We start from the raw sequence: 22,806 nt of genomic DNA on the forward strand, positions 1-22,806 counted from the left end.
CAAGGAGCGTTCATATGGATTGGCGCAGTCGCGCAGCCTGCCTCGACAAGGATCCCGAGCTGTTCTTCCCGGTGGGCAACACCGGACCCGCCCTCCTGCAGATCGAAGAGGCCAAGACCGTCTGCCGCAGCTGCACCGTCATGGACACCTGCCTGCAGTGGGCTCTGGAGACCGGCCAGGACTCCGGGGTGTGGGGTGGGATGAGCGAAGACGAGCGCCGCGCCCTCAAGCGCCGCGCAGCCCGCGCCCGCCGCGCCTCCTGAGATCCGCCCACCTGCATCGGGCAGTCTGAGGGCCGCCGACGGTCACCGCAACCGTCGGCGGCCCTTCGCGTCCGTCCGGGCCCTGCCCGGGCGGCTCAGGTCCCAGCCTCCCCCGGCACCTGCGCCGTGATGGTCACCGTCGTGCCGCCCCCGGGACGCGGCTGCCAGCGGATCGACCCGCGCAGCTCGCTGGCCACCAGGGTGCGCACGATCTGCATCCCCAGCCCCTCCCCGCGCTGCGGCGGGCGGTAGGCCGAGACCCCGGATTCCTCGATGGGCGCCTCGCCCATTCCCACGCCGTCGTCGCTGACGGTCACCACCAGCTCGGCCTCCTCCCCGGGGAGCTCCCGACGTCGGCCGTTCAGGGTGACGGTGCCGGACTCCCCGTCCAGACCGTGCTCCACCGCATTGGCCACGATCTCGTTGATGATCAGCGCCAACGGCGTCGCCAGCTCGCTGGGCAGCTGGCCGAAGCGGCCCTCCTTGCGCGTCGTCACGCTCTGCCCCGGGGAGGCCACCTCCGCGGCCAGGCGGAACTGTCGGGCGATCAGTTCGTCGAAGTCCACATCCTGGCTCAGCCCCTGGGAGAGCACCTCGTGCACCATGGCGATCGTGGCGACCCGCCGCATGGCCTGCTCGAGGCCCTCCCGGGCTTCCGTGGAGGTCATCCGCCGCGCCTGCAGGCGCAGCAGCGCGGAGACCGTCTGCAGATTGTTCTTGACCCGGTGGTGGATCTCGCGGATCGTCGCGTCCTTGGTCATCAGCTCCAGCTCGCGACGCCGGATCTCCGTGACGTCCCGGCACAGCAGCAGCGCTCCGAAGCGCTCCTCCCCGCGGCGGGTCTGCCTTTTCAGCGGGATCGAGCGGAAGGTGATGCTGACCTTGGCCGTGGCCAGCTCGCTGCGCCACGGCATCCGCCCGGTCAGCACCAGAGGCATGACCTCATCGGCTTTGTCGGTCTCCGGCAGCAGCCCCCGGGTCATCTCCGCCAGCGCGGCCCCGATCAGCGGGCCGGAGTATCCCAAGCGGCGGTACACGGACACGGCGTTGGGGCTGGCGAAGGTCACCCGCCCCTCGGCGTCCAGGCGGATGACGCCGTCGGAGACCCGCGGGTTGCCGTGCGTGGCGCCCACGGGCGCTGCGAATTCTGGCCAGGCTCCGCGCGAGACCATGCTCAGCAGCTCCCGCGCGGTCTCCCGGAACACCGAATCCAGCCGTCCGTACATGCGGGAGGCGAAATCTCCGCTGTGCAGGGTCAGCACGGCGATCGTGCGCCCGTGGCGCACCAGCGGATACACCACGACCTTCTGCAGGAACTCCCCGCCCCATTGGATCTCCTCCAGGGACTGCACGGTCTGGTCGAACCAGCACCGCAGCGCCGCCTCGCCGATCTGCGGGTCCATGGGTCGGCCCACCATGTCCCGGTCGAAGACGGTCTGGGCGCTGGAGGGCCGCACGTGGGCCAAGCCCTGGAATCCGCTCAACGGAGCCGGCCCGCCCTGGGCATGACCCGACAGGTCCACCGAGACGAAGTCCTCCGGGAACCACAGCACCAGGTCCCCGCGTGCCAGATCGGCCACCAGCTGCCAGTCCCCGACCAGCAGATGCAGCCACTCGGAGTCCCCGGGGCCGAATTCGCCGGTCTTCAGAAGCGGTTCTGCAAGCGTCATGGGAGCCTCGCTGACGGTGGTCTCGTGGCGATGGGGTGGGCCCTCCCATCGTAGGCACGGCCGGTGCGCTCAGCGCCGATGCCGCCGCGGCCTGCGTTGCCCGGCGCCGCGACGACCCCCGGAAGCCCTCGACTGCTCGGCGGCCTCGGATGGGGTCTGGCCACCGGTACCCTCCGGCAGCGGGCGGACCAGGGCCGCCAGATCGCGCAGGTCCGCCGTCAGCGGCGAGCGCGGGGCCTCCTCCGTGAGGGTCCTGCCGCGCATCAGGGCCCGGTCACAGGCCGGAGGGTCCCACCGCAGGAACGCAGCGATCGGCTCCCCCGGTCCGAAGCGCGCCCAGGCCCGGCCGATCTCCTCCGCGGCGCGCTCCTCCGCGGCACCGGCGGCCTCGGCGCGCAGCTTGTTGACCACGACGGTCGGGGACGGCATGCTCGGCTCGAGCTCACGCAGCCGCTGCAGGTCCTCGACGCCGCGCACCAGCCGGGGCAGGCCGATCGGATCCGCCTGCCCGACGGCCAGGATGCGATCCGCATCGGCCAAAGCAGTCAGCGTCGCGGTGCTGCGCTGCGGCGCCCCGGGGTCCAGGACCCAGGACTCCTCCTGCTCCAGGCTGTAGCCGACGTCGACGATCACCGCGTCGTACTCCTGCCGGGCCAGGCGCAGCACCTTCAGCAGGGGTGCCCGGCGCACCTCGATCCAGCGTTCGGGCCGGGTGATCCCGGTGAGCACCTCCAGCCGACGTCGGCCGATCCGCACGACGTCGACGCATTCGGTCAGGCTCCCCGCGTCCAGCACGTCGCGTTCGGCGGCCCGGCAGGCCCGGGAGAGTCCGGAGCTCTCCTCGAGCAGGCCGAGGAAGGCCGCGATGCCGGCGCCGAAGGTGTCCGCGTCCACGAGCAGGGTGCGGTGCCCGGCCGCGGCCAGCTCGGCCGCGATCCCGACGGCCGCCGTCGTCGTGCCCGGGGCCCCGAGCGGCCCCCACACCACGGTGCTCTCGCCCCGGGCAGGGCTCTCCCGCTCCGCCGCGGGCATCTCGGTCGAGGAGCTCGCCGCGGCCGGCTCGGACGGGAGCAGATCCTCGGAGCCGAGGTCCTCGGGCACCGCGGGCTCGGCCGTGGCCGAGGCGATCTCCGGCACCGGGGTCTCCAGGGCTTGGCGGATCACTTCGGCGGAGGCGGAGGCGGGGATCGTGACCAGCCCCCAGTCCCCTTCCCCGGCGTCGGCTCCCATGAGCACGACGGCGGCCCCGGCAGAGCGCAGGGTCTGGACCAGGGAGAGGGTCAGATCCGGGGTGGGGCCCACGATCAGCACGGCATCGGCCAGGCCGCCGGAGACCGTGGCCAGGACCTCCGAGAGCTCGAAGCAGCTGCGCACCACGGTCAGCCCGGAGCGGCTGTCCTCGATGCGCGCGAGCACCTCGCCCTCGTCGTCACCGAGCAGGACCACCGACCATCGGGCGCTCACGGCAGGCTCCGGTACGTGGGCACGAGGGTCACCCGGGCATCCGAGGCGGAGGCCCGGATCAGCGAGGGCAGGTCCTCCTCCTCGACCAGGACCTGCACGGTGACCTGGTCGGATCCGCCGATCGCGGTGTCATCTCGGGTGATGCGCGCGATCTCCGATCCGGTGACCGCCCGGGCGGGATCGGGGGTGTCCTGGCCGGCCTGCGCCTGATCGGTCACCCACACATCCACGCTCTGCCCGACCTCCAGACCGCCGGTCTGGTCCCGGGGCAGCGTCAGGGACATGGGTTTGCGGTGCAGGGCGTCGGCGGCACCGATGCTGCTGCGCGGGATGAGCTGGCCGGTGAAGATCGGCTGCGTGGCCACCGCCCCCTCGGCCAGCTGGGCATCCCGGGGCAGATAGCCCTCGCCGGCGTCGGCGAGGCTGACGTCCACGGTGCGCAGATCCTCCGGTTTGACGGTCTCACCGACCCGGATGTCGTGCGCGGCGGCCAGATAGGCTTCGGTCCGATCCCCGGCCCGCACGATGCCGACGACCGCGATGACGGAGACGAGCACGAGCAGGATGCCCACGAGGAGGCGGGGATCCCGCCAGGTGGGTCGCTGCAGGCGCGGGGAGAGGGCGGCGGTGGGAGTCGGGTGATCGGGCACGGGATGGTCCTTCGCTCGGTCGGTGCCGGACAGGGGCGCCCGGACTCACCCGGGCGGCGCGGGGTGTGTCCCCTTGCCCGGCATCCTAGCGGGTATGTGAGACCGGACACCGTTTTCGTCCACAGGCTGGGTCGGTCCGCTCCTGGCGCCTCCGGTCCTTCCGGTCCGGCCCAGTCCAGCGCCCGGGCTGTGGATGGACGGCGACTAGACTGGGGAGCCGTGCGATGATGGGGCCCAACCCGGGCCCGACCGGAGACCGGTGAGAAAGGACTGCCAGCCGTGAGCGCTCCTCGCTTCCTGACGCTGACCGACGTCGCGGAGACCCTGAACATCTCGATGTCCCAGGCCCGCGCGATGGTGCGCTCCGGAGAGCTGCCCGCGATCCAGGTGGGCGGGCGCGGTCAGTGGCGGGTGGAGAAGTCCGTGCTGGAGGATTACATCGAGCAGGCCTACCGTCGCACCGCGGCGAGCATCCGCGAACACCAGGACACGCAGGGCTGACGCGGCAGACGACGCCGCCGGCTCGGCATCTCCTCTGCCGGGCTCAGCGCCCATCGGCCTCGGTGCCGCGAGCGGGCACCGCGAGCGCAGCGATCGCGCGGAAGGGATAGACCCGCCGACCCCGATCTGACCGGGTCGCGCCAGCGTGCTCGGCGCTGAGCCTGAGGATCAGGTGATCGGCGCCGACCCGCTCGATCACGCCCTCGCATTCGACCTCCTCGGCCCCGCGCAGGCTCAGCAGCCGCACCGGCTCCCGGTGCGCGGCCAGCGCCCGCAACGCCGTCGTGAAGCGCAGCGTGCCACCCGAGGCGCCGCGCCGGGGCGGTGAGGCGGGCTCCCACCAGGTGATCGCGCGGATCGGGACCAGATGCTCCTCCCCGCGCTGCAGGACCAGCACCCAGTCCGCCCCGACGCTCTCCAGCGCCCCCGCGACCGTGCGGCCGGAGGCAGTCATGAGCCGCAGCGCCGCACCCTGATGGGCGCCCAGCAGCTCCGTCATGGTGCTGCGCGCGGCGATGAGCCGGGATTCCTCCGCCGCATCCTCCTCGATGCCGCGCTGGCGCTGCGCGGCCCATCGGCTCTCGAAGTCCTCGAACAGGCGCTGCCATCTCATGCACCGATCCTAGGGCCCTCCGCCCCGTCCGGGCCGCCTCGAGACCCGACGACGGAATCGGGACAGCCGACCCCTTGACAGCCTCTCGACCCCGGGAGAGACTTCCAAACATCACCAAACGTCATCAAATGGAAGCATCGGTGATCATCATGGAACGACTTCAGGGTTCTGGGCCCCGTGGGTTCTGGCGCGTCGGGACGCTGCTGTGCCTGTTCGGGGCCATAGCAGTCGCGTCCTCGGCCGGGCTGGTGAGCCTGCTGGGAAGCCTCTCCTGGGCCGAGCTGACCTCCCCCGCCGCGGATCCGGAGCGCCTTCTGGTGCGATTCCTGCTCCTGGCGGCGCTGGGCCTGGTGCTGTGGTGGTCCTGCGGCGCTGCGGTCCTGGCGGTGCGCAGCCTGCTCGCCCGGGATCCGGGAAGCCCGCGGCTGCGCCCGGCCCACCACCGCCTCCCGCGCCCCGTCGCCCTGCCGGGGCCGGTGTACCGGGTCGTGCTGCTAGCCCTGGGGATCAACGCCGCGCTGCTGCCGGCGGCCCACGCCCAGCAGAACGAGGCGAGCCCCTCACCGACCCCGCAGCCCTCCGGGGCCGCGGAGACCTCCGCGTCGGCGGACCCGGTCGAGACCCCCGACGGCGAGACCTCCGCTCCGAGCACCTCCGCCGATGCCGCCGCGCAGACCGCCGCGGATGCGCCCGCCTCGACCCCGTCCGAGGGCCCGGAGACGCAGCTGAGCCCGCTGTTCCCGGCCACCGCCGCGATCCTGCCGGCGGCTCAGGCCGAACGGCTCGCGGCCCCGAGCACGGCCTCCCCCGTCGCCGTACGCGAGGCCGCCGAGCTCACGCCCCTATTCGGCGCCGCCCGCGCCGATACACAGTCCAGCAGCACCGACGTCGAATCCCCTGCGGACCAGGCGCCCCCGAGCTCACCGGACCGGACGGCGGCCGAAGCCGCCGACGAGGCTCTTACAGTCTCCGACTCCTCGGTCTCCGGTGACGCGTCCACGTGGGTGGTGCTGCGCGGACACACGCTCTGGCAGATCGCCGCGACCTGCACCGGAGACCAGGACGATGCCCGCACGGCCCGCGCCGTGCAGCGGATCTACGCCGCCAACGAGCACATCCTCCGGGACGGACCCGACTTCCTGCTGCCCGGCCTGGTCCTCACGATTCCACCGGAGGTCGCCGGCTGAACCGCCGAACGCCCCCGCCTCCCCGCTCCCGACCGAATGCTCAGCGGAGCCGACCGCCGCCGTGACGGATCCGGTCGGGCTCCCCACCCCGACGACGACCACCCATCGAAAGGACTCCCGCCATGTCCGCCACCCAGCTGCCCGCCCCGACCATCAGCCCGCGCACCACCGCCCCGATGCCGGGGGTGCCGCGCACCGGCACGGTCCTGTCCATCCGCTCCGTGCCCGGGACTCCCGGGGCACATCCTGCCGGGCCGCCCCCGTACTACCAGTGGCGGCGTCGGACCGTGGATCCCGAGGAGGAGCTGCGTCGCGTGCACGCGATCGCCGGCGCGGTCGGGGCCGCCATCGCGGAGGTCGTCGCCGGGCGGCGCCAGCTGCACCAGCTCTCCCGCTGGGTGCATCCCATGATCATGCATCGGATCAGGGAACGGCGCGACCTGGAGGCTGGGACCCCGGTGGCCCCCAGCCCCACGATCGTGGCGCTGGAGCAGGCCCCGCGCGGGTCCCGCTTCGCCTCCCCCGCCCGTCCCCAGCGGGTCCGGGCGGTGTGCGCGGCCCCCGACGAGTACGAGGCCGCCGTGGTCGTGCGGGTGGAGGATCGCTGCCGGGCCCTGGCCCTGCGCATCCACCGAGTCCGCGGTCAGTGGCAGATCGTGGCCGCGGAGATCGGCTGAGGCGCGGGGCCTCCGGCACTCACCGGCGTCGTGTGGAGCGTGCCGAACCGCGGCGGGCCCGGCGGGCCGCGCGGTTGCCGGTCGGCTGGCCCTCGCTGGCCTCCCCGTCGGCGGATCCGGCAGACCCGGAGGCATCCGCCCCGGCACCGGCGCCCTCCGACGCGGCGCGGTCGGCACCCGCAGCCTTGCCCGCCTGCTCCTCGGCAGAGCTCTCGCCGGTCGCCTCGACGCGGCTGAGCTGCTCCCCGGACTCCCCCGGGGCGGTGAAGCGCAGGAACTTCGGCTGCTGCGGCACCTCCAAGGCCTGGGAGGACATGCGCGTGCGCTGCTTGGACAGGTCCAGCTTGAACAGGTAGACGACGGTCTCCTCGCGGATCGCGCCCATCATCTCCTGGAACATCGCGTAGCCCTCGCGCTGGTACTCCACCAGGGGGTCGCGCTGGGCCATCGCCCGCAGCCCGATGCCCTCCTTGAGGTAGTCCATCTCGTACAGGTGCTCGGGCCAGTGCCGCCCGATCACCGAGAGCACGACGCGCCGCTCGATGGTGCGCATCGCCTCCGAGCCGACCTGCTCCTCGCGCTGCTCGTAGATCACGCGGGCATCGGAGAGCACCTCGTCGATGATCATCTGCTGGGTGATCTTCCCGCGCCCACCGGCGGCCTCCTCGAGGTCCGCGACGGTGATGCTGATCGGGTAGATCCCGGCCAGCAGCTCCCACAGCTGCTCCAGATCCCAGTCCTCGGCGTGGCCATGGGAGGTCTTGTCCTCGATCGCGGAGGTCAGCACCTCGGTGACGAACTTCTGGATGTTCTCCGCGATGTCGTCGTCCTCGAGGATCCGGGCCCGATCGGCGTACATGGCCTCGCGCTGGCGGTTCAGGACGTCGTCGTACTTGAGGATGTTCTTGCGCTGTTCGGCGTTGCGCGCCTCCACCTGGTTCTGCGCCGATGCGATCACCCGGGAGACGATCCGGTGCTCCAGGGCGGTGTCGTCCGGGGCACCCGCCATCAGTCGGGCCGCCGCCGCGCCGTTGAACAGGCGCATCAGGTCATCCGAGAGGGACAGGTAGAACCGGGATTCCCCCGGGTCCCCCTGGCGCCCGGAGCGTCCGCGCAGCTGGTTGTCGATGCGCCGGGACTCGTGCCGCTCCGTGCCCAGCACGTACAGCCCCCCGAGCTCCTTGACCTCCTCGTGCTCCTTCTTCGTGGCCTCCTCGCAGGCGGCCAGGACCTCGGGCCACTTCGCCTCGTACTCCTCGGGCTTCTCGGCCGGATCCAGACCGAGCTCGGCCATCTTCTCCACGGCGTCGAACTCGGCGTTGCCGCCGAGCATGATGTCGGTGCCGCGCCCGGCCATGTTGGTCGCCACGGTCACCGCGCCCTTGCGCCCGGCCTGGGCGACGATGGCGGCCTCCCGGGCGTGGTTCTTGGCGTTGAGCACCTCGTGGCGCACGCCCTGCTTGGCCAGCAGCTTGGAGAGGTACTCGGACTTCTCCACGGAGGTGGTGCCCACCAGCACGGGCTGGCCCTTCTCGTGGCGCTTCGCGATGTCCTTGACCACTGCGGCGAACTTGGCGACCTCGTTCTTGTAGACCAGGTCCGGCTGGTCGATCCGCTGCAGCGGCTTGTTCGGGTCGATCACGGCGATGCCGAGGTCGTAGGTGTTCACGAACTCGGCCGCCTCGGTCTCGGCGGTGCCGGTCATCCCGGAGAGCTTGTCGTAGAGGCGGAAGTAGTTCTGCAGGGTCACGGTGGCCATGGTCTGGTTCTCCGCCTTGACCTCCACCTTCTCCTTGGCCTCGATGGACTGATGCACGCCCTCGTTGTAGCGGCGCCCGGGCAGGATGCGCCCGGTGTGCTCGTCGACGATGAGCACCTCGCCCTTGAGCACCACGTAGTCCTTGTTGTTCGCGAACAGCTCCTTGGCCTTGATCGCGTTGTTGAGGAACCCGATCAGGGGGGTGTTCTCCGACTCGTAGAGGTTGTCGATGCCGAGGTGGTCCTCGACCTTCTCGATGCCGGGCTCCAGCACGCCCACGGTCTTCTTCTTCTCATCGACCTCGTAGTCGCGGTCGCGCACCAGGTCGCGGGCGACCCGGGCGAACTCCCCGTACCAGCGGTTGGCCTCCCCCGCGGCAGGACCGGAGATGATCAGCGGGGTCCGGGCCTCATCGATGAGGATCGAGTCGACCTCGTCGACGATGGCGAAGTGGTGTCCGCGCTGCACCCGCTCGTCCACGGACCAGGCCATGTTGTCGCGCAGGTAGTCGAAGCCGAACTCGTTGTTGGTGCCGTAGGTGATGTCCGCGGCGTACTGCTTGCGTCGCTGCTCGGGGGTCTGCTGGGAGAGGATGACCCCCGGCTCCATGCCCAGGAAGCGGTACACCCGCCCCATCAGGTTGGCCTGGTATTCGGCGAGGTAGTCGTTGACGGTGACCACGTGCACGCCCTTGCCGGTCAGGGCGTTGAGATAGGCCGGCAACGTGGCCACCAGGGTCTTGCCCTCGCCGGTCTTCATCTCGGCGATGTTGCCCAGGTGCAGGGCGGCCCCGCCCATCAGCTGCACGTCGTAGTGGCGCTGGCCGAGGGTGCGGGCGGAGGCCTCGCGCACCGCGGCGAAGGCCTCGGGCAGCAGTCGATCCAGCTGCTCGCCGTCCTCCAGACGGGCCTTGAACGCGTCGGTCTCGGCACGCAGCTCGGCGTCCGTGTAGGCCTTGAAATCCTCTTCGAGGGAGTTGATCGCCTCGGCGTAGACCCGCAGCTTCTTGAGCAGCCGCTTGTCTCCGGTGCGAAGGATCTTTTCCAGGAAGGATGCCACGAGCGATGAACTCCTAGTCACGACGGCGGATGAGGGCGCCGGGAGGCACCCGTGCGGCGGGCGCTCGCCCGCGGTCCAGGGTCCGTGCGCGGCGTCGGCCGCCGCGGGGCGGGTGTGCCGGGCGGACCCATCAGCGCAGTCTACGCGATGCGCCGCACCGCGTCCGGTTCTCGCGCATGGGAATCCGCTGGGAGCGCGCGAACGGGGCCCGGGGAGGCGCCAGCCGCACCCCGGGCCCCGCGAACACGGTGACGGGTCCTCAGGAGGCCTGGTAGACCCGAGTCTCGGTGGTGCCCTCCTCGGGCGCGTCCTCCCCGAGGGTGATGACCCCGTAGGTCCAGCCCTTGCGACGGTAGACGGCGGCCGGGCGGCCCAGCTCCTCGTCGATGAACAGGTAGAAGTCGTGGCCGACCAGCTCCATCCGGTCCACGGCCTGGTCCACGCTCAGCTGCTCCGCCGGGAAGGTCTTGCGCCGGATCTGCACCGGGGAGATCTCCGCGGTCAGCGGGTAGTCCTGGTCGAAGGCCGCCTCCTCCACGGGGACCTCCTCGGCGGAAGCCTCCTCCGCGGGCAACTCGATGCGGGCCTGCTGCTGCCCCGCCTCGATCACGGGCAGGGCGCCGGTGGCCTCGGAGACCGACTGGGGGCGGGCATGCCCACGGCGGATCTTGCGCCGGTCACGGGCGCGGCGCAGGCGCTCCAGCAGCTTGCCGTAGGCGTCGTCGAACACGGCGAACTTGTCCGCGCCGGTGGCCTCGGCCCGCAGCACCGGGCCGGGCCCGTGCACGGTGATCTCGACGGTGATGGACTGGGGCCCGCTGCCGACCTTCGCGACCTTCACGTCGATGGATTCCACCCGGTCGTTGAGCTTCTCGAACTTCTCGACCTTCTCCTCGACGTATTCGCGCATGCGCTCGGGGACCTTGACGTTGCGGCCGTAGACGGTGAGTTCCACGATGACCTCCCTGAGGGAAGAGGCGGGGTGCGGTCGGCCTGCCAGGGGCCGTCACGCCGGACCCGACAAGGGCCGCCGCACGAGGAGCGGATCTGACCGACTCCCTGTCCCCACCCTACCCGGGCGACGTCGGGCAGGTCACACCATGACGCCGCGCGATCCACCGCCCCGAGCCGCAGGAGGCGCCTCAATCGGGCAGACGGACCGCCGCGACCACGGCCGCCCCGAGCACCACGCCCCCGGCCTCGAGGATCGCCCGGCGGGCTTCCTCCAGGCTGGCCCCGGTGGTCAGCACGTCGTCGACCAGCACGCAGCGGGCACCGTCCAGCCGCACCGAGAAGCCGCACCAGGACCACGGCGGGCTGACGGCGGCGACCATGGAGTGATGGACCCGGGCCCGACGCTGCCCGGCCCCCAGACCCTTCTGCCCGCCGCGGGCGGCACCCCATGCGAGCTTCCCCGGGGGCCGCCCCCGACGGCGCAGGCACGGGACCAGTCGCAGGCGCACCCCGTCGGGACCGCCGCCGCGCCGCAGCTCGGCCAGCGCACCCCGCGCGAGGGCCTGTGCCGGGACGAAGCCGCGGCGGCGGAACGCCGCGGCGGAGGAGGGCACGGGCACGATCAGGACCTCGCGCGTTCCCGGCGCATCCGCCAGGGCCTCGGCCAGGGTCGCGGCCAGCGCGCGGGCCAGGGCCCGGGCGAGCACCGGCTGGGCGTCCGTGCGCCCGCCGTTCTTCCACGCCAGCAGCAGCCGTGCGGCCTCGTGGCGGTAGGCCCCGGCGGCCGCACAGGGCAGCGCATCCGGCCACCGCGGGGCCCAGGCCGCGGCATCGCACGGACGGGCCGTGAACCGGTGGAACAGCGCCGAGCACACCGGACACAGTCCCCGGATCCCCACGCCGCAGCAGGCGCAGGAGCGGGGCAGCAGCGCCTCCAGCGTCTGCTCGACCCAGTCCCCCGCCCGCAGGGCCCAGGCATCCAGGCGGCGCGAGACCGCAGCGTCATCGTCCATGCGCCGAGACTGTGCCGCATCGACGCACCCCGGACAAGCCCTGCCGGCTCGCCTGTGGATAACCCCGCGGATCCCACCGGGGGGCGGGCTCAGCCGGGGTAGGCCAGGTCTCGCACCGCCGTCTCGACGCGGGACCACGAGGCGCCGGAGAGACGATAGACGTCGGAGGAGGTCTGGGCGTAGACGCTCTGCACCCCGTCCCCGCCGCTGATCGCCTCGATCCCGGACAGCCCGTCCAGCTGATCCGAGCGGCCGGTCAGGTGCATGACCTCCACCCCGTCTCCGGCTGTGTCGGCGATGACCGCGGCCGAATCCGAGATCCACCGGGCTTGGGCGGGGTGCACCGTCGTGGAGACCCGCAGCGGATCGAGCAGGCGGGTGGGCGCCCCATTCTCCTCCCGCACCACACCTGCCACCCACAGCCGGGCGGCAGAACCCTCCCCTGTGACCACCAGGGCCCGGGTGCCGTCCCGGGAGATCCGCAGGGAGGAGACGCTCTGACCCCGCAGCCAGTCGGCGGTGACGGTGCGCGGCTGCTGCCCATCCCGATCCCCCAGCACCGCGTGCACGGTGCCGTCGGCGGAGGCGGTCCAGACCCACCGTCGGAAGTCGATGCTGGGGCGGGTCAGCCGCCCCGGCAGGTCCAGGTCCAGGGCAGTGCCGTTCTTGGCGCGCACCCCGAGGTGGCCGCGGTCCTCATCCAGGTAGGCGTAGACCGAGCGGCTCGGATCCGTCCCCGGCTGGCGCGGTGCGCTCAGCGGCGCCTGCAGGTCGGAGATGGCGCGGACCTGGTCCGGCGCGTAGGAGACCAGCTCGTCCTCGCGCACCCCCACCTGCTGCTCGCCGACCTGGGGATCCTTCTGGGGCTCGCGGTAGTCGGAGACCTGGCCGACGTCGATCTTCTTGTCGTCGATGCTGATCGCCGCGTCCGAGATCGCCGTGATCCCGGAGAGGGTCTGGCGCAGCTGGGAGTGCATCCGCTCCAGGGTCAGCTGCCCGGCCTTCGAGATCTCACCTCCGGTCAGCCCCACCTGGGCCACACCCCCATCGACCGGCACCGAGGCTCGCTGCAGGGAGGTCCCCGCCGGGATCGGGGAGACCACGGCCCCGGTCAGGTAGGGGGCGGGACCCTGCAGCAGAACCCGCACCAGGGAGGTCGCCACGGTGGGCCGGCTGACGAACCAGCGGATGTCGGGCACCGCGTAGGTGTAGGTGGGGTCGTAGAAGTAGAGGGAGAAGGAGCGGAACAGCCGCTCGAACTGCGTGCGCGTCAGGGCCGTGCCGTTCGGGATGCTGCTGATCCGCCACTGCCCGTCCACCCGGGTGAAGCCCACGTGCAGGGTGCGGGTGTCCGGCTCGTCATAGGAGGTCGCGATGCCGCGGTCGTCCACGTGGGTGGCCACCGGGATCTCGGCGCGGAGCCGGTCCTGGCCGCCGTCGCCCTCCGCGGTGATCCCGTCCCGGTACACCCAGGTCTCATCCTCCGGGGACCAGCTGGCCGCCAGGTCCCGGGTCAGGAAGGAGCGTGCTACGGCGTAGTCGTCCTCCACGCCGGTGCCTGCTTCGAAGAAGCCGCGCAGGATCTGCTCCGGATCGTCTCCCTCTCGGGGCCCGGCGGGACTGTAGGCCGGGGTCGGGGTGGCGCTGGAGGTCTCGCCTTCCGCGTAGTGGTAGACCTGCCCGTCCGTGGGGATGCGGCCGCAGGCGGTCAGTCCCAGGATCAGGGCCAGCAGGGCCAGCAGGATTCTCCGGACACGCGGACGGCGTCCTGTCGGGATCGGGCGGGCGGTGATCATGCTCGGTCCTCCGTTCCGGGGTCGACGGGGCTGGAGTCGACGGGGCTGGGATCGTGAGCGGCCCCGCTCGCGGCGTCGGCCTGCGCATCTGCTGGGTCCGCCGTAGCCGACGGCGCAGGGTCCGGGATCCCATCCGGGGGCAGGCCCAGCGGGGAGTCGCCGGCCGTCTCGCCCTGGTGCAGCGGCAGGGTGAGGCGGAAGCAGGCGCCCTGACCCGGCTCTCCCCAGGCTTCCAGTCGGCCGCCGTGCAGGCGCACGTCCTCGGCCGCGATGGACAGCCCCAGTCCGGTGCCGCCCAGCGTGCGCTTGCGCGAGGGGTCGGCCCGCCAGAAGCGGTCGAAGACCCGCTGGGACTGCTCCGCGGTCATTCCGATGCCGTGGTCGCGCACCGCCACGGCGGCGTCGTGGGTCCCGGCGGCCAGCCAGATGTCCAGGGGCCGGCCCTCGGAGTGCTCGATCGCGTTGACCAGGAGGTTGCGCAGCACCCGCTCGATCCGCCGGGGATCCATCTGCACCGCGCAGCGCAGCTGCTCCCCGTGCAGGCGCACCGTCAGACCGGCGCGGTCCAGGTGCGGGCGCACGGACTCGATGGTGTCCTCCACGAGATCGGCCAGGTCCACCGTGGACACGTCCAGGGTCGCGGAGCCGGCGTCGAAGCGGGAGATCTCCAGCAGATCCGCCAGGAGGGATTCGAAGCGGTCCACCTGGTGGTACATCAGCTCGGTAGAGCGCTGGAAGGACGGCTCCATCCGCTCGCGCCCGTCGTAGAGCAGCTCCGCGGCCATCTTCACGGTCGTCAGCGGGGTGCGCAGCTCGTGGGAGACGTCGGAGACGAAGCGCTGCTGCATCTTGGACAGGGTCTCCAGCTGCTCGATCTGGTGCTGGATGGAGTCGGCCATCTCGTTGAACGACGCGCCGAGCACGGCCGCCTCGTTCTCCCCGCGGATGACGACGCGATCGTCCAGGTCCCCGTCGGCCAGACGCTCGGCGGCCGCCGCGGTCTGGGAGATGGGGCGGATCACGGAGCGGGTCACCCACCAGACGATCGTGGCGACGAAGACCAGCAGGATCGCGAAGCCCACGGTGATGACGAACTGGATGTAGTCCAGGGTCTGCTGGGAGGAGGAGAGGTCGTAGACCAGGTACAGCGCATACCGATCCCCCTGGTTCAGGTGCACCGTGGACCCGACGATCAGCACCGGCACCGGGGTGCCGTGCTCATCCACCGGCAGCGAGGCGGACTTCCAGAACACCCCGTCGCCTCCGGTGACCTCCTCCTGCAGGTCCTGCGGCACGCTGGAGGGGCTCATCCACCGGTTCTGCGCCTGGGCGCCCACACCGGCCTGATCCGAGCCTGCGCCGACGGGGATGAGGATCCACTGGCGCTTGGCGTCGGCCCCGTGGGTCTCGAGGATGGTCAGGGAGCTCTGGATGAGCTTCTGGATCTCGGCCTGGCTGGAAGCGTCCGAGCTGTTGAGGATGCCCTGCACATCGGAGAAGCCCTTGGAGGACTCCTCCAGCGCCTGGCTCTGGGACTCCCGGAACAGGCTGCTGGCGATCTGCGTGGACAGGAAGGAGCCGGCGAACAGGAAGGCGAGCAGGGACAGGGAGGTGGCCACCACGACCGCGGAGAACTGCAGGGAGGTGCGCCAGCGCTGGCGCAGGGCGCGCCAGAGCGCGGGCACGACGCCGAGGACGCGGCGCAGCGGGCGGCTGAGGTGACGGGCCATGGGCGGGTGAGGGCTAGCGGCGGACCTGGTGGGCGTTGGCCTTGTAGCCCACCCCGCGCACGGTCTGGATCAGCTCCGGATTCTCCGGGTCCTTCTCGATCTTGGCGCGCAGACGCTGGATGTGGACATTGACCAGGCGGCGGTCGGCATCGGAGTCCATGCCCCAGATCCGATCCAGGAGCGTGTCCCGGGAGAGCACCTGCCCGGGCTCCTGGGCGAGGTTGACCAGCAGGTCGAACTCCAGGGGGGTCAGGCGCACGGTCTGCCCGTCCCGGGTCACGGCGCGCCCGGCCAGGTCCACGTGCAGGTCCCCGATCTCCAGGCGGTCCGCGGAGCGGGTCTCCCCGATGCGCAGGCGGGTGCGGATGCGGGCCAGCAGCTCGGCCGGCTTGAAGGGCTTGGCGATGTAGTCATCGGCGCCTGCCTCCAGCCCCCGCACCACGTCCTCGGTGTCGGACTTGGCGGTGAGCATGATGATCGGCACATCCGAGGTCTCCCGGATCTTCTCGCACACCTGGATCCCGGTCATCCCGGGCAGCATGAGATCCAGCAGGATCAGGTCCGGGTCGTAGCTTTCGAAGGCGGAGACGGCGCGGTCCCCGGTCTCGCAGAAGGTCGGCTCGAAGCCCTCGTTGGACAGCACGATCCCGACCATCTCGGCCAGAGCCTCGTCGTCGTCGACCACCAGAATCCGCGCTTTCACTCGCGCCCCTTTCCCGCTCGATGCCGCTGTCGCCTCCCGGCCGCGGCCTGGCCCGGTTCCGCGGCGCACGGGAGCACTCCAACCCTACGTGATCCGCAGGGCTGACTCGGTACGATGCCGTGCCGAGGCCGCGGCGGCGACGGCGCTCAGATGACGGCATGCGATAGCGACGCGAGAACCGCTGGCTGCGGAGGGCCTACTCCGCGTCCTCGGCGGCCAGCTCCGCCAGGATCTGCGCGGTGCGCGCCCCCACGCCCAGCAGCGACGCGACCCGTTCCGGGGCCACGGGATCCAGATCCGCCCGCTCCTCCAGCGCGATCCCCCGCAGGTGCTCCTGCCCCAGGCCCAGGCTGCGCCAGGTGCGCCACAGGGCTGCGGCCTCGCGCCCCGGGTCCGGCAGCCGTCCCCGGGTGTCCGGACCGGTGAGCACCCCCAGGCGCAGACCGAGACCGGTATCGTGCGCGGCGGCCGCGGCTTCCCAGTCCCGCGGGTCGGTGCTCGCCGGACGCACGGCCACCGCATCGAATTCCGCCCGCAGGTCCGGATCGGGTACGGGCCCGCCCTGATCGAGGATCGTGCCCAGGCCCAGCGACCGGGCCGCCAGGGCCAGCTCGCTCAGGGCCGCGCGGGCCTCCCCGCGGGGCACGGCGCGCAGGGTGCGCAGACCGGAGGCGGTGGGCACCCGGCCCGCCAGCACCTCCTCGGCCCGGGGTTCGCGCACCCGCAGGAAAAGCTCCTCCCCGTCCAGCGCGGTGCGCAGGGCGCGCACCAGGTCGGCCAGGCCGGCCCGCTGGGCCTCGCGCAGATCCCGGCGGGCCCCGTGATCGGCCACCACGGCGCGGCCCTCCCCGAGGTGCAGCTCGGCAGCCAGGCTCAGCGGGCCGATCAGGTCCACCACGGTGGTGCCGCGGTGCCCGGAGGATTCCGCGCCGATCGCGTCGGCCAGTGCCTGCACATCCGAGCTCAGCCGCGCAGCGGCGGTGCGGGCCTCCCGGCCCGGGCTCTCCCGCAGCCGCCACCCGGCAGCCTGCAGGTCAGCGGACAGGCCGCCCAGGGTGGCCACCGTGCGCGCCAGGCGGGTTCCGGCCCAGCCGGTCTCCGGCAGCACGGGCAGCGCCCCCTGGTGCGGGTCACCCAGCTCCCCGCGCAGCATCCGCAGGGACTCGGGCATGTCGGTGCCCGGCAGGGATCCCCGGGTGCCCGCGCTCAGCCGCGCCGCGCCCAGCCGAGGCAGCGGGTCGGTCTCGGTCGGACCGGGTTCAGTCATTCCGGGCGCGCTCCTTCTCGTGCTGCTCCGCGATGCGCTCGTGGTGGCGGATCACCTCGCTGACGATGAAGCTCAGGAACTTCTCGGCGAAGGCCGGGTCCAGGTGGGAGTCCTCGGCCAGGGCCCGCAGGCGCCGGATCTGGGCGGCCTCCCGGTCCGGGTCCCCCGGGGGCAGGCGATGCTCGGCCTTCAGATGCCCCACCCGCTGGGTCGCGCGGAAGCGCTCGGCGAGCAGGTGGATCAGGGCGGCGTCGATGTTGTCGATCGTGCCGCGCATGGCCAGCAGCTCCTCGAAGACCTCGGGATCGATGTCGCTCAGGGAGCTGGCCCGCTCGTCGAAGGCGGGGGCGGCGGGGGTCTCGTCCTCGGTGTGGTGGGCGTTCATGCAGGGCAGTCTACGGGGCCGGAACCACGTCGGGCCGGTCCAGGGAGTAGGCGCGGTGGATCGTCGCCTGACCCAGCACCCGGGTGCCCTGGTAGATCACCAGGGTCTGCCCGGGGGCCACCCCGCGCAGCGGGCCGCGCAGGCGCACCACCAGCTGCACGGCCGTGCGCCCGTCCACCTCGGCCTCGCGCAGCCGGGCCGTGGCCGGCACCGGATCCGCGTGGGCGCGCACCTGCGCCATGACCTCGAAGGCCTCGGAGGCCTCCGGGGCCTCCCCGCGCGCACGGGCCTGCAGGAAGGCCTGCGCCTCGGGCACCGGGCGCCCGGCCCAGCTCTGCCGGATCCCGAGGATCTCCTCCACGGCCAGCATCTCCTTCGGCCCGACGACGACCTCGTTGGTCTTCGGGTGGATCTCCAGGACGAAGCGGGGCTTCCCATCCGGGGCGGGCCGCCCGATCGCCAGGCCCTTGCGCTGGCCCACGGTGAAGGCCCGCGCCCCGCGGTGAGTGCCCAGCACCTGCCCGGAGGTGTCCTTGATCGGCCCCTCCTGCAGGTCGATGCGCTCCTCGAGCCAGCCGCGGGTGTCCCCGTCGGGGATGAAGCAGATGTCGTGGGAATCGGCCTTCTTCGCGATCGCGAAGCCGCGCTCGGCGGCCTCGGCGCGCACCTCGGCCTTGGTGGGGGTCTCGGCCAGGGGGAACATCGCGTGCTCCAGCTGGGCCTCGGTGAGCACGCCGAGCACGTAGGACTGGTCCTTGGCCCAGTCCGCGGCCCGGTGCAGCTCGGGGCTCCCGTCGGGATCGCGCGCGATCCTGGCGTAGTGCCCGGTGCACACGGCGTCGAATCCCAGGGCGAGAGCCTTCTCCAGCAGGGCCGCGAACTTGATCTTCTCGTTGCAGCGCATGCAGGGGTTGGGGGTGCGTCCGGCGGCGTACTCGCCGATGAAGTCATCCACCACGTCCTGCTTGAACCGCTCGGAGAAGTCCCAGACATAGAAGGGGATGCCGAGCTTGTCGCAGATGCGCCGGGCGTCCATCGAGTCCTCGATGGTGCAGCACCCGCGCGAGCCGGTGCGCAAGGTCCCGGGCATCCGGGACAGGGCCAGGTGCACCCCGACGACGTCGTGCCCGGCATCCACCGCGCGCGCGGCCGCCACCGCGGAGTCCACTCCCCCGCTCATCGCCGCCAGGACCCTCATGCTGTGCTCCTCCTCGTGTTCGTCCGTCCGTTCCTCTGCCCGCCGACCCGGCCGCGCCGTCGGCCGGACGCCGTCCGGGTACGGCCCGCGCTCACCAGGCGCCACCCGGGACATGATCGGCCATGCCGGCGGCCGCGGCCTGCCGATAGGCCTGGGGCAGGGCCTCCAGGAGGGCCCGCACGTCCTGCTCGGTGCTGGTGCGGCCCAGGGTGAACCGCTGGGCCCCGCGCGCCTCGGCCTCCGTCAGGCCCATGGCCAGCAGGACCTCGGAGGGGCGGGGGACCCCCGCGTTGCACGCGGAGCCCGTGGAGGTGCGCACCCCGGCCATGTCCAGCAGGAACAGCAGGGAGTCTCCCTCGCAGCCGGGGAAGGTGAACAGGGCGTTGCCGGGCAGGCGGGAGGCCGCCCCGAGGTCCGCGGGTCCGCGCAGCACGGCCTGCGGGACGCGCTCGCGCACCCCGGCCACCAGGCGATCGCGCAGGCCGCGGATCCTCGCGGCCTCGGTCTGCAGATCCGCCAGCCCGGCCGCGGCGGCCCCGAAGCCGGCGGCACCGGGGGCGTCCACGGTCCCCGAGCGCACCCCGCGCTCCTGCCCGCCGCCGTGGATCAGTGCCTGCAGGGGGGCGGTGCGCACGGCCACCAGGGCGCCGACGCCGAAGGGCGCGCCGATCTTGTGCCCGGACACCGCCATGGTGGTCGCGCCCACGGCGCGGAAGTCCACGGGCAGGCTGCCGTAGGCCTGCACGGCGTCGGTGTGGAAGGGCACCTGCGCCGCGGCGGCGATCTGCGCGAGCTCGGCGACCGGCTGGATGGTGCCGACCTCGCTGTTGGCCCACATCACCGCGACCAGCGCGTGCTGTCCCGGGTGGGCGGCCAGGGCCTCGCGCAGGGTCTGCGGGTGGACCCGACCCTCGGCGTCGACCTCCAGCCAGTCCAGTGCGGCACCCTGGTGCTCGGCCAGCCATTCCACGGTCTCGCGCACCGCCTGGTGCTCCACCGCGGAGACCGCGATGCGGGTGCGGCGGGGGTCCTGCTCGCGCCGGGCCCAGTACATGCCCTTGACGGCGAGGTTGTCGGCCTCCGTGCCGCCGCCGGTGAGGATGACCTCGGCCGGATCCGCCCCGAGGCTGGCGGCGATCTGCTCCCGCGCGGTTTCCACGGCGGAGCGGGCCGATCGCCCGGCCCCGTGCAGGGCGGAGGCGTTGCCGCCGGCGCGCAGCTGGGCGAGCATGGCCTCCAGGGCGCGCGGATCCACGGGCGTGGTGGCGGCGTGGTCGAGGTAGGCCTCCCGGACCATGGCGGGCTCCTTCCCGGCGGATGCGGCGTGTGCGGCGGGTGCCGTGGATGCGGCTGGTGCGGTGGATGCGACGGATGCTTCGGCGACGCCGGGGGCGCCGCGGCGGACACCCCATGCTACGCGCGCCGTGCGCGTCCCGGGCAAGAGCCCTGCGTCACCGGGCGGGGGCCTAGACTGTGGGACCGTGTTCGACATCCTCTTCCACACCCCGGAGATCCCCGGCAACACCGGCAACGCGATCCGCCTGGCCGCGGTGACCGGGGCGCACCTGCACCTGGTGGAGCCGCTGGGCTTCGACCTCTCGGATGCGCACCTGCGCCGCGCCGGCCTGGACTACCACGACCTCGCGGTGATGACGGTGCACCCGGACCTGGATTCCGCGTGGGCGGTGCTGGCCGGGCGCCGGATCTTCGCCTTCTCCACCACGGCCCGGGTCAGCTACGCGGACATCGCCTATGAGGAGGGGGATGTGCTGATGTTCGGTCGGGAGTCCGTGGGCCTGCCGCGGCAGGTGCAGGAGGATCCGCACGTCACCGAGCGGGTGCGCATCCCCATGCTGCCGGGGCGCCGCTCCCTGAACCTGGCCAACTCCGCGTCCATCGCGGTGTACGAGGCCTGGCGCCAGCACGACTTCGGCGGGGTGCTCTAGCGCACAGTCCCGCGGGCCCGCATCCCTCGGGGTGGCCCCGCAGGGTTCGGCCGCGCACGCGAGACGACGCCGCGCCGGCCCCGGAAGGATCGGGGCCGGCGCGGCGTCGTCGGGTGAGGTCAGCCGCCGGCTCAGCGGCTGGAGGAGGAGCTGTCCGAAGCGCTGCCCAGGGTGACCTCCGCGGTCTTCTCGCTGCCGTTGCGCTGGTACTTCACGGTGACCTTCTGCCCGGCCGCGGCCTCGCGCACGCTGGCGGTCAGGGATTCGGCGTCGGTGATCTGGCGCCCGTCCAGCTCGGTGATGACGTCGCCGGTGGACAGCCCCGCCTGCTGGGCCGGGCCGTCGGAGCTCAGCCGCTTGATGACGGCACCGTCGCTGAAGGTCTGGGACTTGTCCCCATCCGCGGGGCTGGAGGCCACCGAGGCCCCCAGCAGCCCGTGGGTCGCGTGCCCGTCGTCGATGATCTCCTGGGCCACCCGCTTGGCGTAGTCCACGGGGATGGAGAAGCCGACGCCGATGTTGCCGGTGGAGCCGCTGGATTCGGAGCCGCTGCTGGACCCGGCCGAGGCGATCGCGACGTTGATGCCGATGACCTCGCCGTCCTTGTTGACCAGGGCCCCGCCGGAGTTGCCGGGGTTGATCGCGGCGTCGGTCTGCAGCACCGCCAGAGAGATCGTGGAGTTGGACTGGGTCGTCTGGGTGCGCCCGTTCTTATCCGGGAACTGGAACTGGAAGGGCGAGCTCTGGGAGGAGTCCTCGGTGTCCCCGCCCTCAGGGGCCGCGGAGGAGGCCACGGAGATCGTGCGGTTGAGGTTGGAGACGATGCCGTCCGTGACGGTGCCGCTCAGGCCCAGCGGGGAGCCGATGGCCACGGCCGTGTCCCCGACGTTGAGCTTGCTGGAGTCGCCCAGGGTGGCCGGGGTGAGGTCCAGGCCGTTCGCGTCGATCTTCAGCACGGCCAGATCCGAGGTGGGATCCGTGCCCACCACCTGCGCGGAGCGCACGGAGCCGTCGGACAGCTGCACCTCGGCGGTCGCGTTCGCGGTGGCCCCGTCCAGGGTGGCCACGTGGGTGTTGGTGAGGATGTGGCCCTGTTTGTCCAGGATCACCCCGGAGCCGGTGCCGGACTCCCCGCTGCCGGTGACGGCGATGGTCACCACGGAGGGCGAGGCCTTCTGCGCCGCGGCGGTGACCTCGTTGACCGAGCTGTGGTCGTTGACGATGGTCGTGCCGCCGCTGCCGGAGGAGGAGCTCGTGGAGGCGGAGTTCGCCTCGATCAGCCCCGTGGTCCCTGCGGCAGCACCCCCGCCGATCAGCGCGGCCACCGCCATCCCGGCGATCAGGGTGCCGGCGCCGAACCGGCGGCGATCCCGCCGCGGTGAGGCGGGCTGGTAGGTGGGCTGGCCCGCGGTGCCCCAGCCGCCGTCGCCGCCGCCGTATCCGCCCTCGCCGTAGCCGTATCCGTAGGCCGCGGGCTGGGCCGCGGTCTGGGTGGCCTGGGTGGGCTGCTCGGCGGTGGCGGCCGCCTGCTCCTGGGTCCTCGCCCCGGAGGCCTGCCCGGCCCAGGTGGGGTAGGCCGCGGTGCTCTCCTGCGCAGTGCCCTCCTGCCCGGAGCCTGCCGGGCGGGTGCCTTCCTGTGCGGTGCCTGCGGGGCGGGTGCCCTGGATGCGCTGGGCGCCGGCGTCGGCGCCGATCGGGCGGGTGGACGGCTCCTGTTCGGCCCACGGGTGGGGCCGGGTCCGGTCCTCGTGACCGTCGGGCTGGTGGGGGTCCTGGGGCGGGGTGGTCATCCTCGAGCCTTTCATGCCGGGTCCTGCTGATGGGGGGGGCGGTGCGACCGCGCCGGTGCGCACGGCGCCCCGATGCTCGCTTCCACTGTGCTCCGCTCGGCTGTGCCCCCTGTGTGCGGATTCTGGACGTTTCCTGATCGTCACCTTGCCGCGTCGGCCTCGTCTGCGCCGACGGTGGATA

General features: G+C 72.6%; 20 protein-coding genes. 5 read left to right on the plus strand and 15 right to left on the minus strand.

Translation table 11 applies throughout. From position 1 onward, the window contains the following. The first annotated feature begins 14 nt into the window (after positions 1–14). Positions 15–263 (plus strand): WhiB family transcriptional regulator, encoded by a 249-nt coding sequence (locus I6G21_RS00330; protein ID WP_058731267.1) that lies wholly within the window; start codon positions 15–17, stop codon positions 261–263. Positions 264–358: 95 nt separating this feature from the next. Here the strand turns inward: I6G21_RS00330 and I6G21_RS00335 are convergent, their stop codons facing one another. The 3 genes from I6G21_RS00335 to I6G21_RS00345 form a co-directional block, all read right to left on the minus strand. Continuing rightward, the gene (locus I6G21_RS00335; protein ID WP_058731266.1) at positions 359–1,933 is read right to left on the minus strand and encodes a sensor histidine kinase; all 1,575 of its coding nucleotides are present in this window, start codon (positions 1,931–1,933) and stop codon (positions 359–361) included. Between the two features lie 69 nt (positions 1,934–2,002). Then, on the minus strand, positions 2,003–3,397 hold the full coding sequence (locus I6G21_RS00340; RefSeq protein WP_061225032.1) for an AAA family ATPase: 1,395 nt from the start codon (positions 3,395–3,397) through the stop codon (positions 2,003–2,005). Continuing rightward, a complete protein-coding gene (locus tag I6G21_RS00345) occupies positions 3,394–4,047 on the minus strand; it encodes an SAF domain-containing protein (RefSeq protein WP_058731264.1) in 654 nt (217 codons plus the stop codon). Before I6G21_RS00345 ends, I6G21_RS00340 begins: the two co-directional genes overlap by 4 nt. 279 nt (positions 4,048–4,326) lie before the next feature. Here I6G21_RS00345 and I6G21_RS00350 point away from each other — a divergent pair, with 279 nt between their 5' ends. Beyond that, positions 4,327–4,548, plus strand: coding sequence for a helix-turn-helix domain-containing protein (locus tag I6G21_RS00350; RefSeq protein ID WP_058731263.1), 222 nt, complete (start codon positions 4,327–4,329; stop codon positions 4,546–4,548). Between the two features lie 43 nt (positions 4,549–4,591). Here I6G21_RS00350 and I6G21_RS00355 read toward each other — a convergent pair whose 3' ends face one another. After that, positions 4,592–5,161, minus strand: a complete 570-nt coding sequence (locus tag I6G21_RS00355; protein WP_129357437.1) for a histidine kinase — start codon at positions 5,159–5,161, stop codon at positions 4,592–4,594. A 140-nt stretch (positions 5,162–5,301) separates the two neighbouring features. Between I6G21_RS00355 and I6G21_RS00360 the strand changes: the two genes are divergently transcribed. Both I6G21_RS00360 and I6G21_RS00365 read left to right on the plus strand, forming a co-directional pair. Further along, a complete protein-coding gene (locus I6G21_RS00360) occupies positions 5,302–6,348 on the plus strand; it encodes a hypothetical protein (protein ID WP_064725198.1) in 1,047 nt (348 codons plus the stop codon). Between the two features lie 122 nt (positions 6,349–6,470). Next, positions 6,471–7,025 carry an Rv3235 family protein gene (locus I6G21_RS00365; RefSeq protein ID WP_058743630.1) on the plus strand — a complete coding sequence of 185 codons (555 nt, stop codon included), beginning with the start codon at positions 6,471–6,473 and terminating at the stop codon, positions 7,023–7,025. 19 nt (positions 7,026–7,044) lie between these two features. Here I6G21_RS00365 and secA read toward each other — a convergent pair whose 3' ends face one another. From secA to I6G21_RS00415, 10 genes are all read right to left on the minus strand, one after another. Further along, a complete protein-coding gene (gene secA, locus I6G21_RS00370; RefSeq protein WP_129357436.1) occupies positions 7,045–9,843 on the minus strand; it encodes a preprotein translocase subunit SecA in 2,799 nt (932 codons plus the stop codon). A gap of 259 nt (positions 9,844–10,102) precedes the next feature. Then, a complete protein-coding gene (gene hpf / locus I6G21_RS00375; protein ID WP_058731373.1) occupies positions 10,103–10,798 on the minus strand; it encodes a ribosome hibernation-promoting factor, HPF/YfiA family in 696 nt (231 codons plus the stop codon). A gap of 187 nt (positions 10,799–10,985) precedes the next feature. Next, a complete protein-coding gene (locus tag I6G21_RS00380) occupies positions 10,986–11,810 on the minus strand; it encodes a ComF family protein (protein WP_129357435.1) in 825 nt (274 codons plus the stop codon). An 89-nt stretch (positions 11,811–11,899) separates the two neighbouring features. Beyond that, the gene (locus I6G21_RS00385) at positions 11,900–13,606 is read right to left on the minus strand and encodes an LpqB family beta-propeller domain-containing protein (RefSeq protein ID WP_129357434.1); all 1,707 of its coding nucleotides are present in this window, start codon (positions 13,604–13,606) and stop codon (positions 11,900–11,902) included. Beyond that, complete coding sequence (gene mtrB, locus I6G21_RS00390; RefSeq protein WP_061225039.1) at positions 13,603–15,336, minus strand: MtrAB system histidine kinase MtrB; 1,734 nt, start codon at positions 15,334–15,336, stop codon at positions 13,603–13,605. The genes I6G21_RS00385 and mtrB overlap by 4 nt, the downstream gene beginning before the upstream one ends. A gap of 13 nt (positions 15,337–15,349) precedes the next feature. Next, positions 15,350–16,039: an MtrAB system response regulator MtrA gene (gene mtrA / locus I6G21_RS00395; protein WP_129357433.1), complete on the minus strand. Its 690-nt coding sequence runs from the start codon at positions 16,037–16,039 to the stop codon at positions 15,350–15,352. Between the two features lie 196 nt (positions 16,040–16,235). Continuing rightward, positions 16,236–17,306, minus strand: a complete 1,071-nt coding sequence (locus I6G21_RS00400) for a hypothetical protein (protein ID WP_129357432.1) — start codon at positions 17,304–17,306, stop codon at positions 16,236–16,238. Then, positions 17,299–17,691, minus strand: coding sequence for a chorismate mutase (locus I6G21_RS00405; protein ID WP_058731379.1), 393 nt, complete (start codon positions 17,689–17,691; stop codon positions 17,299–17,301). Before I6G21_RS00405 ends, I6G21_RS00400 begins: the two co-directional genes overlap by 8 nt. 10 nt (positions 17,692–17,701) lie before the next feature. Beyond that, positions 17,702–18,889 (minus strand): tRNA 2-thiouridine(34) synthase MnmA, encoded by a 1,188-nt coding sequence (mnmA, locus tag I6G21_RS00410; protein ID WP_129357431.1) that lies wholly within the window; start codon positions 18,887–18,889, stop codon positions 17,702–17,704. Between the two features lie 91 nt (positions 18,890–18,980). Continuing rightward, the gene (locus I6G21_RS00415; RefSeq protein WP_129357430.1) at positions 18,981–20,186 is read right to left on the minus strand and encodes a cysteine desulfurase family protein; all 1,206 of its coding nucleotides are present in this window, start codon (positions 20,184–20,186) and stop codon (positions 18,981–18,983) included. A 184-nt stretch (positions 20,187–20,370) separates the two neighbouring features. On the opposite strand from I6G21_RS00415, the gene I6G21_RS00420 reads away from it, so the two are divergent. Further along, a complete protein-coding gene (locus I6G21_RS00420) occupies positions 20,371–20,835 on the plus strand; it encodes a tRNA (cytidine(34)-2'-O)-methyltransferase (RefSeq protein WP_129357429.1) in 465 nt (154 codons plus the stop codon). Between the two features lie 131 nt (positions 20,836–20,966). On the opposite strand, the gene I6G21_RS00425 is transcribed toward I6G21_RS00420, so the two are convergent. After that, on the minus strand, positions 20,967–22,625 hold the full coding sequence (locus I6G21_RS00425; protein WP_232238455.1) for a S1C family serine protease: 1,659 nt from the start codon (positions 22,623–22,625) through the stop codon (positions 20,967–20,969). Positions 22,626–22,806 lie beyond the last annotated feature (181 nt).

This window comes from Rothia kristinae (assembly GCF_016028855.1).
Classification (GTDB): Bacteria; Actinomycetota; Actinomycetes; order Actinomycetales; family Micrococcaceae; genus Rothia; species Rothia kristinae.